The 10,973-nt window shown below is 34.0% G+C and carries 10 protein-coding genes and 1 pseudogene; all 11 read right to left on the bottom strand.

The annotated features are described in order from the left end of the window. Positions 1-183 (bottom strand): annotated as a pseudogene (locus K0R77_RS07215) (T9SS C-terminal target domain-containing protein); the annotation flags it as partial. Between the two features lie 626 nt (positions 184-809). After that, complete coding sequence (locus K0R77_RS07210) at positions 810-1,829, bottom strand: hypothetical protein (RefSeq protein WP_300350421.1); 1,020 nt, start codon at positions 1,827-1,829, stop codon at positions 810-812. After that, entirely contained in the window at positions 1,826-3,418 is a 1,593-nt protein-coding gene (locus K0R77_RS07205; protein ID WP_300350453.1) for an FAD/NAD(P)-binding protein, read from the bottom strand. The genes K0R77_RS07210 and K0R77_RS07205 overlap by 4 nt, the downstream gene beginning before the upstream one ends. Next, entirely contained in the window at positions 3,393-4,907 is a 1,515-nt protein-coding gene (locus K0R77_RS07200; RefSeq protein ID WP_300350418.1) for a polyamine aminopropyltransferase, read from the bottom strand. Before K0R77_RS07200 ends, K0R77_RS07205 begins: the two co-directional genes overlap by 26 nt. Beyond that, positions 4,900-5,115 carry a DUF350 domain-containing protein gene (locus K0R77_RS07195; RefSeq protein WP_300350415.1) on the bottom strand — a complete coding sequence of 72 codons (216 nt, stop codon included), beginning with the start codon at positions 5,113-5,115 and terminating at the stop codon, positions 4,900-4,902. The genes K0R77_RS07200 and K0R77_RS07195 overlap by 8 nt, the downstream gene beginning before the upstream one ends. 12 nt (positions 5,116-5,127) lie before the next feature. Further along, a complete protein-coding gene (locus K0R77_RS07190) occupies positions 5,128-5,322 on the bottom strand; it encodes a hypothetical protein (protein WP_300350412.1) in 195 nt (64 codons plus the stop codon). A gap of 3 nt (positions 5,323-5,325) precedes the next feature. After that, on the bottom strand, positions 5,326-6,789 hold the full coding sequence (locus K0R77_RS07185) for a DUF4178 domain-containing protein (protein WP_300350410.1): 1,464 nt from the start codon (positions 6,787-6,789) through the stop codon (positions 5,326-5,328). A 3-nt stretch (positions 6,790-6,792) separates the two neighbouring features. After that, positions 6,793-7,152, bottom strand: a complete 360-nt coding sequence (locus tag K0R77_RS07180; protein WP_300350408.1) for an S-adenosylmethionine decarboxylase family protein — start codon at positions 7,150-7,152, stop codon at positions 6,793-6,795. Between the two features lie 22 nt (positions 7,153-7,174). Continuing rightward, positions 7,175-8,098: a citrulline utilization hydrolase CtlX gene (ctlX, locus tag K0R77_RS07175; protein WP_300350405.1), complete on the bottom strand. Its 924-nt coding sequence runs from the start codon at positions 8,096-8,098 to the stop codon at positions 7,175-7,177. Positions 8,099-8,158: 60 nt separating this feature from the next. Next, positions 8,159-9,073, bottom strand: a complete 915-nt coding sequence (locus K0R77_RS07170; protein ID WP_300350402.1) for a dimethylarginine dimethylaminohydrolase family protein — start codon at positions 9,071-9,073, stop codon at positions 8,159-8,161. A 590-nt stretch (positions 9,074-9,663) separates the two neighbouring features. Then, entirely contained in the window at positions 9,664-10,950 is a 1,287-nt protein-coding gene (locus K0R77_RS07165) for a citrate synthase (RefSeq protein WP_300350398.1), read from the bottom strand. Between the last annotated feature and the right edge of the window lie 23 nt (positions 10,951-10,973).

The raw sequence follows: 10,973 nt of genomic DNA, 5'->3' as shown, positions 1-10,973 counted from the left end.
TGAAGTGATTTTTTTCGATTGAATCGAGCTTCCTGTAATCAAATATTGCTGATCGATTGTCGTAGTGACTTGTGAAAGAAAATCCTGAGTGGAGGATTTGATGTCTTTCTGCCAAACCACCTCCTGAGCTGAAACGCTCAAAACCGTGCATAAGAATAATGCACTCATGTAGAGTTTTTTCATCATTTGAGTTTTTAATGATTGTTAATTTTTGCTAATTTAATTATTTTTTAGTACTTCTAAATTAAATTAATGAGATTTAATATGATTTAGAATATTAATTTTCACAAAGATATAGCTGTAATGCGACAGAACTTGACGCATTATTTATAATTTAGACTGTAGAAAATTCGAGAAACAAATAGATATATGAAATGCTCGATTTGATGATTGGGCATTTTTTGTTTCATATTTCATGATGATTCGTCCAGATGTCTTTCCGAAGGATACAGATGGTTTTCCGACCCGGATAGATGATATTCCGATGTAGACAGATGGCATTCCGAAACATGCAGATGTTTTTCCGACTTATTAAGATGATATTCAGTACCGGGAAGCTGATATTCCTAAGGCGAACGAACGCATTCCTGGATAAACAGTTTCTTTTCTTTATAATACAGATGGTATTCCGATGCAGATAATCTTTATTCCTTATTGATAAGAGGTCGAAGTGATCAATAAACAAATATTGAATGTCTAATCTGTAGTACGAAAATCAAGTATGTATTTGGAATATTTCACCTATTTTCAAAATCAGGTTTCAAATGCCTATTAAAATTAAGCCTCATCAAAACTCGATTTTAATCGGTTTAGTTTTTTGAATTTCTCCAGATAAATCCATCCAATAAATAATGCGTTAATTGAGGAACCACAAGCAAAGGAACCAAAAACTGAAACCATGTTTCTGAAAGTTTAAAATCAAATGAAAAATGCTCTCTCCAGATCAAAACTTCCCAAAGGAACTCTTCGAAAAAAGCAAACCCTAAGATAACTGCTATAAAAAGAAATATTCCAAAAGTAGATTTGAAAACCGATAATCTGTTGAGCTGTTGATTCTCTTTCTGCTTAATTTCTCTAATGTAAATCAAAGCGACATACGGAATTCCGTGCGAAATAACATTCAGGAAAGTGAAAACAAAGTCGTTATTGAAATACACAATTCCGAAATACCATGAAAGAAAAGTTCCGGTAATGATAGCAATTTTAGGAATATTGATTTGCTTGGTTCTGAAGATTTCGAAAGCAGTTTTAAAAATCCAGGCTGATAGTATGATGAAATAAATAATAGTGATAACCTGTGTATAATCCGGTATATTTTTAAACCAATTAAATTCATTTTCAACAAACCATGTGAATGCTCTTGGAGTCTTAAACCAATACAACATTGGATAAATGGTTGCAGCGTAAATAGCAATTTCATCTATTCTTTTACTCAAGCCATTAGGTTCAAAACGTGCATAGATTCTCATAAAACCATATTGTTGTCTGACAAAATGAAAGACTGCAATCAATGCCAAAACCGACCAAAAGCTGAGACTTCCAAACTGGTACAGAACTAAGCCTAAAATCCAGCTCAATGCGGGGATTCCATAATACAAAAGTGGTCTTTTCCGGATTTCAGTTTTTATAAAATATGTTTTAAATAAAGTAGAATACACATGCGCAACATCTACAAAAACAATGAGAAAAAGCCATGTGTAGAAAGAATATCCACGTTCAAGACTCTGAATCTGTTGTTGAAAAACAAAAATAATCAGCAGGATCAAAAAAGGCGGTGAAAGGATCAACCAACCGTCAGTTTTTGCATTATGTATCCATGATTGTTTCATATCATCTGTTTGGCAGCTTTGATTCCCTGATAAAAAGCTTCTTCAAAAATCGAAATTCCCGATAAATCAGTGTGCGCAAAAAATATTTTTCCTTCAATTGATTCTTGTGCTTTTTGAGTTTCTTCTCCAAAAATCTGATTGGGAACGGGAGCAATCATTGCATGACCAATTTTATGAAACTGTATTTCAATAATAAATTCTTCAATTAAAGCATGTGCTTTTTTTAAATCATCCAAAACTAAACTTTTGAGTTGATCTTCTTTCATCGAATACAATTTCTTTCTTGCTTTTCTGCAATCACGGGTTGAAAAACTTTTGTAGTACGTAATTACTTTTTCACCCAAAATCTGATTGACATTCTGATGCTGATCGTAAATATATCCCAAACCTTCCGAACCATAAATGACATTATCCCAAGCCAATTCTTCATCACCGCCAAATTCATTTTTGAGAGTAATCGTGGTCAGAAGCCACGGAACATAATTGAAAGATTTTGTATTTCTGTTTTTAAAAATTCTTTCATTGACAAATTGAGGTGCTGCAAAAAGAACTTTTTCAGCAACAATCTTTTTTGTCCTTTTCTGAATATTATCGAAACTCAAAACCTCAACTTTATTCTCATTAATTTTAATATCAAACACCAAATGTTGAGTCAGGTTTTTGCCTTCTGTATATTTTGAAAGATGTTTTGTCAATCTTGCGTTTCCTTCCGGCCAAGTGAAAACCTGATCTTTATATTTTTTACTCCAATTGTTTTTTCTTCCTGCAAAATAATGAATTCCTGCCCATGCAGAAACATAGTCTATTCCCAACCCGTAATCGTCGCGACATGAATAATCAAGTAACCAAAGCAATTCTTCAGATTTAAAATTTTGCTCATGAAGCCAATCTTTGAAAAGTATTTTTTCCAGATTCAAAACCTCATCTTCCCTGCTTGAATCATGTACCGGAATTGCAAACCAATATTTTTCATGAGAATCTTTTTTCAGACGAAACTGATCAATAATGGTAAAAAAACGTTGCATTTCTTGCTGAACTTCCGAAGAAATTCCTTTTTGCGGAACAACATCATTTTGCCATGAATTTTTATAAAACAACCTTTCCTGCTGCGGAAACGTCATTTGATATTCATCTAAAACAGGTTCGCCGTTTTCATCTTCACCCAAACAAATATTACACTCTTTCAGAAAATCAATAATTTCTGTATTTTCTTTGTTAGGTAAAGGTAAATAATGAGCTCCCAAAGGAAATTTTGAGAATTTATTTTCGCCGTTTGATGAGTTCCCTCCGAGATGATTTTCCATTTCGAGAAGAAGATAATCTCTCTGATGGTTCTGGTTTAAAAACCGGCACGCCGAAAGTCCTGAAATTCCACCACCGACAATCAGATATTTTGTGTGAATTTCTTCTGAAAAAGTAGGAAAATCTTTAGCCCAGAGTTTGTGTCCGAGGACGTGATTGGTTCCTGTGATCTTCAGTAGCAACGACTTTCCTTTCTTTCCGCAATACTGCAGAAAGGGAAGCACTAAACTTCCTAAAAAGATTGTTTTAAGGAAATCTTTTCTACTGTACTTTCCCCCACTCTTCATCAAAATAACGTACTAATATTTGATTATCCAATCGGTTGACTTCAACCGAATTGGCTTTCATATCTTTATTAAAATAGGACATCTGAGAAAAATTGTAATCGTAAAATTTAAGATTGGGAATCTTTCTGTAAATCTTATTATTGATCGGTTCAAAAGAAGTCATCGAAAAACCCCACTCTCCGAAAGACGGAACATACGTATGATAAGCATTGGTAAATGGAAATACCTCATTCATCGTTTTCTCAATACACCAGAATGATTTTGGAGCAAAATAAGGTGAAGTGGTCTGAACCACAATTTTGGTATCTGTTGTGGTAATTTTTTCCAGTTCATGATAAAACTGCAGAGAATATAATTTCCCTAAGCTGTAATTGGAAGGATCCGGAAAATCGATGATTACAACTCCAAATTTCCGCTTGTTTTCTTTTACCCAAATGTAAGCATCTTTGTTGATGACCGTCACTTTTTTATTGGACAACGAACTTTGATTAAGCTGCCGCATTGTTTCATTATTTTTAAAGAAACCTGTCATTTCTCCGTCTAAATCGACTAAAGTAATGTTCTTAACGTCTTTATATTTTAAAACTTCACGCACTGCAAAACCGTCTCCGCCGCCAAGAATTAAAACATGATCAATGTTTTTTGCCATTGACATCACAGGATGAACCAAAGCTTCATGATAACGGTATTCGTCAGTGGATGAAAACTGAAGATTGTTATTTAAATATAATCTGAATTCTTTACTGTTTCTCGTTAAAACAATCCGTTGATAAGGCGAGTTGTGGGAATAGACAACATTTTCTCCGTACAATTTTTCTTCCGAAAAAGATAAAATTCGATCTGAAAAAATAAAAAGGACAAGCAGCAAAATAAATGCTCCGATGGATTTTATTTTTAATGAAAAAGGTTTAAGCAAATCATTTTTCAAGTAAAAACACAGAAAAATAGCAATGGAAATATTAATTAAACCAAAAAATAATGGTGTTTTAATAATTCCGAGATTAGGAATTAAGACTAGAGGAAAAAGAATGGATGCGAGTAAAGCTCCCACGTAATCGAACGCAAAAACATTGGAAACCAAATCTTTAAACTGAACTTTATCTTTCAGGATATTCATCAAAAGCGGAATTTCAAGTCCGACTAAACATCCTGTGGAAAACACAAACAGATACAAAGCCCACTCAAAATGACCAACCGTATTGAATAATAAAAACAGAACTACCGAACTGATTCCGCCAACGATTCCGACAAGAATTTCAATTTCGATAAATTTATCGATCAAGCTTCCTTTGATGAATTTCGCCAGATAAGAACCTACTCCCATCGAAAAAAGGTAAACCCCGATGATGAAAGAAAATTGCTTCACGGAATCTCCCAAAAGATAACTTGCCAAAGCTCCTGCAACCAATTCGTAGATCAGTCCGCAAGTCGCAATGACAAATACAGAAGACAGTAAAAGTAGCTCTAAAGACAGTCGTTTTTTATCCATGAACTGCCGAACCGATGATGATAGAGATTCCTATGATAAAAGAACCGAAGATAATTGCCAAAGCCACATTTTTGTTGTGTGCAATCTCGTGCCATGTTTTTTCTGGTGTCAATTTTTCGATAATCAGGTAAAAAACCAATAAAATGGCAACTCCCAAAACGGAATAAATGATCGAATTGATGAACGGTAAAAAATTTATATTTTCCATAAGTTTATATTTTTATTTGTGATAATATCTGTAAAATCCGACACCTGAAGACTGATGTCTTCCTGTTGTTCCGTCTCTGTAGGTTTCTGTTTTTTCGCAATCGCATAGCTGGTTTCCATCATAAGTAAGATAGACAAACCATCCCAAAAACACGCCTCCTATCGTAAGAAGAAACCAATTTTCTTTTAAATATTTAAAAATCTTCATACTTTATGATTGAGGATAAGGTGAGTTTGAACTGTTTTTCCATTTTGAAACATTGAAATAGTACTTTCCTACATAACAAATAACGAAAAAGATTACCATTAAAGCTATGATTATTCCAAAATTCCAGAATGAAACGGGAAGCCATGTTGCTTTGATGTCTATAGAACTTTCATCAGATACTCTACTTAAATTTGGGGTCTGAGCCACCGGAGAAACATTGAGCAATGAATCTAAATTTTTATTAGGAAAAGCTTGTTTGACCAAGTTTCCAATCTCGCTGGAATCTGATTCCAATGTTTTTACATCACCGAAAGATGTAGTTTCCTGAGTTGCGTTGTTCAGAACATTAATTATTCCTGAAGGATCTTTAGACAAGGTTACTCCATCTGTTGCAGAACCGGGTATTGTAGTTTCTATTATTTTCTGTTTCTCTGCAGAGATTACGAAGTGATAGGTTCCGGGAGCAACGCCGCAGATATTAAATTCCTCCGTCTCACTTCCTTCTGTCCAACTTTCTCCGCCTTCAACTCCTGAATATTTTTCAATGTCTTTTGATACGTAAGTAGTTTCGTTCGTTTTTTCGTTGACAAGACTTAGCTGTATGTTTGCCCAAGAATTGTCGACTGCAGTATGCGCTCTCACTTCTAACGGTGCAGAACCTCCCAAAAGTGTAAAACTTTTGCTGACAAGCTCTTTGTTTTCAATATTTTTAAAATAAATATTTTCCTGAAAAACAGTATCATTCGCTCTTGAAGTATAAACGTAAGTCTGCATCAGACAAATCAGAAGAGCGGCAATACATAAAATATTGATTACCTGTTTGATATTGATGTAAAAAGGTTGAACGATTCCGATTCCTGAATACGGAGGCAAATTGGGTATATTAAAAGCTTTTTTAATTTCGTTTTTTGAAATATGCTCACCTTTAAAATATTCTATTTTGCTTCCCGACTGTTCACGGGAAATCATGTCTGTTCCGTTTACATATTCTTTGTAAGTGGCCAATGAAAACTTTAAAGTATCTTCGAAAAAACCGGCGGCAGAATGAATGTTGCAATCTGTAGTTTCATACCAACGATAGGTTTTACCATTATATTCACCCAAAGTTTTACTACTTCCTAAAATAAATTTTTCTTTGGGAATCGTTTCCAGTAAAACCCAGTGACCATCGCTTTCACTCAGAAAGAGATCATTCCCTGATTTATCTTTCAAAGCATACTCTCTCCAAAAAATGTGAGTTCCGTACTTGCGGATAACGATTGATATTACTGTAAATTCTACAGCTTGTAATATTCCTTTCTGACCAACTTCGAGAACGACATTTTCTATCGGTTTTTTGACAATTCTTTTAGAAATATTCTGGTCGATGTCAATATGATTTGAGCACGATCTGCAAACGTACTCTTCAACACGAAAGGTAAGGTCAATGTTATTTTCTGTATTACAAACGGGACAAGTGTAATGCATTTTTTATCTGTAAATATTGTGTTTCTGAATAATTGTGGCATTAAAATACTGCACAACCTCATCTGCGATCTGCTCTACTTTTGCAGTATTATCCTGTGTATAATTGCAGAGAAAAACATCGAAAGTCAGTTGCTTATATTCCGGCCAGGTGTGAATCGTAAGATGAGATTCTTTAAGACAGACTGCAGAAGTAAAGCTTTGGTTTTCAAAAACATGATTGGTTACACCTACAACTTCAACATCTTTTTCTTCCAATATATTATGAATGTATTGCAAGAAGTGCACACTGTCTAATAACAAATCTTCTAACTCTGTTTCCAAAGTTAGAAGAATATGCAAACCTTTATTTGATAATGGTTTCAATTAAATATTTTTTACAAATATATTATTTTTTCGGCAGGAAAACTTCAGCAAGCATACAACGTGCACTTCCGCCACCGTTGACTTCAATTGTATTTAAATCTGAATAAATGATTTCACAGTATTTTTCAATATTTGAAACTTGCTCAGGATTTAAAGACTGATATGCAGTCTGGCTCATTACCAAAAACTTTTCACCCTCTTTATTCTGAACCTGAAGCATATTTCCGGCAAATTGCTGCATTTGCTCTTCAGAAATTTCTATAATTTCTTTTCCTGAATTTTTGATGGTTTCAATGACTTTGTTTCTTTCCAACTCATCATCAATACAATCTAAACAAATCACAACAAATTTGTCTGCAACACACATCATCACATTGGTATGATAAATCGGAAGTCTTTCTGAGCCTACCGTCTGAAAAGAATGGAAAACAACTGGCTCAAAACCATATTTTCCACAAAATTCTCTGAATAAATTTTCATCCAATCTTAAAGAAACTGAACCGTAAGCGATTTTATTGTCGTGATCGAAAATCATACTCCCCGTTCCTTCCAAAAAATGTCCCTGAATTTCCGGTAAAGACCAATCATCGATTTCGGCTACTTCAAACCCCTGATTTTTTATGCTTTCGATAATATCTTCTCGTCGTTCTACTCTTCTGTTTGAAGCAAACATAGGGTATAAAACTACTTTTCCGTCATTATGGAAACTTACCCAGTTATTTGGGAAAATAGAATCCGGAGTGTGAGGATCTATAGTATCTTTTATCGTGATGACATTGATTCCTTTGCTTCTCAGTTTTTCAACAAAAATATTGAATTCCGCCAAAGCTTTTGACTGAATATCTGTTCCTTTCTGTTCCACCTGAAAGTAATTGTTTTCCGCTGTTTCTGCATTGTAACCGAATGCTATCGGCTCTATCATTAAGACTGTATCTGTTGTTTGCATTTTTCTCTGATTTAAAATAAGAAATTGAAAGATTAAAAAACTTCCAAACCTTAATATTTATTACTCTCTTACTAAAGGCATTGTAGAGCAACGTAAAAGTCCTCCCATTTTAGAAATCTCTCTGTACGGAATTTCTTCAACAGTCATTCCCCATTCATTTCTAAGATGTTCGTTCATTCTTGTAAATGATTTATCTGAAACAACAACTTCCGGAGAAATCGAAAAAATATTCGGGAACATTTCAAACATTTCTTCGTCTGTAACATGGAAACAGTTTTCCTCCCCGAAAATATCGATGATTAAGTTGTAGTCACTTTCATCTACAAAACCGTTTTTATAAATGATGCATTTATCATTTCCGATCGGGTTGAATGTACAGTCTAAATGTAAAATTCCCTGATAAGGTTCTCTGTCGTTTTTCTTCAGTTCAAAATCGAGAATTCTTTTCTTTGGAAAATATTCTTTCAGGATTTCTATAGCGTATTCGTTAGTTCTTGCTGTTTTATAATTCCTGTAATCTTGTGAAAAACACGTTCCTATGAAAATAAAGTCATTCCATACGATGACATCTCCGCCTTCGATATGGGCAGTGTCGGGAAGATTGATAATATCACGCCATTTCACTTTTTCAAAAATCGAGCGGTAAGCCTCCTGCTCGTCCGCCCGGTCTGCAATGACATTGGAAATAATCATTTTATCTTCGATGACAAACGACACATCTCTTGCGAAAACCTGATTGTAATCTTTAATGATACTCGGACGAAGAACTTCAACATCATATTTTTTCAAGACTTTTTCAAAAGCTTCCATTTCTTCGATGATATCTTTCTCTTTAGGATAAATATTGTGCTGAATGGAATGATATGATTTGGCATCATAACTTTCTTCTAAAGTGGGATTTGGTCCCATTGAATTGGGCTGTCCCAAAACCACTGACTTTAGTCTTCCGGTTTCGTTTTTGATATTTAGTTTCATAAAAAAATACGTCTAATGTCTTTGCTTTAATTAAAGCATGGATTACATAGCATGAGCCACAAATATAATTAAAGAACATCGAAGTCAAAAATTTAATATTGAATAAAATTTGTGGAATTCGCTAGTTAGATTTTAGTTTTAAAAATCCTGAATATCATCAAATTTTATCTATCGAATCCATATTTTTCAGATATAAATAATGGATGAGGAACGAAATTAAATCATATAATCTTTAAACTGAAAATATTAATACGTCGTTTGTTCCATAATTAATTATAGTATGCAAAATATTTCCATTATTCACCATTTTTGAATACCCCAAAAACGTATAGAGAGCTTATCATTTGAATTATTCAGACAATTTTTTGGTTAAATTTATGTACAGATTGCTGTAATTGACAAAAACATTTTCTTACAAATATTCCGCTCCTACGGAGCTCGACTGATAGTGATATTTTTTCTACAGACATGACGCTCCTACAGAGCACTATAATCAATAGTAAATTTTAATTAATAATAATTACAGAATAATTAATTCACAAAAAAATCCCAAAGCAAAACTTTGGGATTTAAATTATAAGAAAACAGTATTATCTGTTTGCAATATCGATATAATCTCTTTTTTGAGCTCCTTGGTAAACCTGTCTTGGTCTTCCGATCGGATCTCCTTTTAATCTCATTTCTTTCCACTGAGCAATCCACCCCGGAAGTCTTCCCAATGCGAACATTACGGTAAACATTTCTGTAGGAATTCCTAATGCTCTGTAGATGATTCCTGAATAGAAATCTACGTTTGGATATAATTTTCTTTCGATGAAGTATTCATCTTCAAGAGCTACTTTTTCTAATTGCATTGCAATTTCAAGCGCTTTGTCTTCAATTCCTAATGCAAGTAATAAATCGTCAGCAGCTTTCTTAATGATTTTTGCTCTTGGATCAAAGTTTTTGTAAACTCTATGTCCGAATCCCATCAAACGGAAGCTGTCGTTTTTATCTTTTGCTTTTGCTACCCATTTATTAACATCACCACCGTCTTTTTCGATCAATTCAAGCATTTCGATAACTGCCTGGTTTGCACCACCGTGAAGTGGACCCCAAAGCGCAGAAATACCCGCAGAAACTGAAGCAAAAAGACCTGTATGAGCAGAGCCTACCATTCTTACAGTTGATGTAGAACAGTTTTGCTCGTGATCAGCGTGAAGAATTAATAGTTTATCTAAAGCATCAACAACTACAGGATTGATTTCGAAATCTGCATTTGGCTGTCTGAAAGACATTTTGTAGAAATTCTCTACATAATTCAGGTTATTATCTCCGTGGTTAAGCGGTAAACCTAAAGTTTTTCTGTAAGTCCATGCCGCAAGGTGAGCAAATTTAGCAATCAACAATTCTGCAGCAAGGTCCATCTCTTCTTTTGAATTTACATTAACAGCTTTAGGATTAAAAGCAGTCAAAGCAGAAGTAAGAGAAGATAAGACTCCCATTGGGTGAGCAGAACGAGGGAATGCATCGATGATTTTTTTCATCTCCTCTGCCACGAAATTATATTTTTTGATATTACTGTTGAAGGTATTAAATTGATCTGTTGTAGGTAAATCACCGTGTAACAAAAGATACATTACTTCTGTAAAGTTTGACTTCTCAGCAATTTGCTCGATAGGATAACCTCTGTAGAACAATTCTCCTTTGTCACCATCAAGATAAGTGATTTCACTTAATGTAGCACCCGTATTTTTGTACCCTAAATCTAAGGTAATAAGACCCGTTTGATCTCTTAATTTTGAAATATCTATTCCTCTGTCCCCGATTGTACTATCTACGATAGGATATTCATACGAATTACCATCGTAATTCAATATAACTTTGTTGTCTGACATTATTATAATTTATTTTTTTTAAA

The organism is Chryseobacterium sp., assembly GCF_029240215.1.
Taxonomy (GTDB): Bacteria; Bacteroidota; Bacteroidia; order Flavobacteriales; family Weeksellaceae; genus Chryseobacterium.
This window is presented reverse-complemented; position numbering and strand designations above follow the sequence as displayed.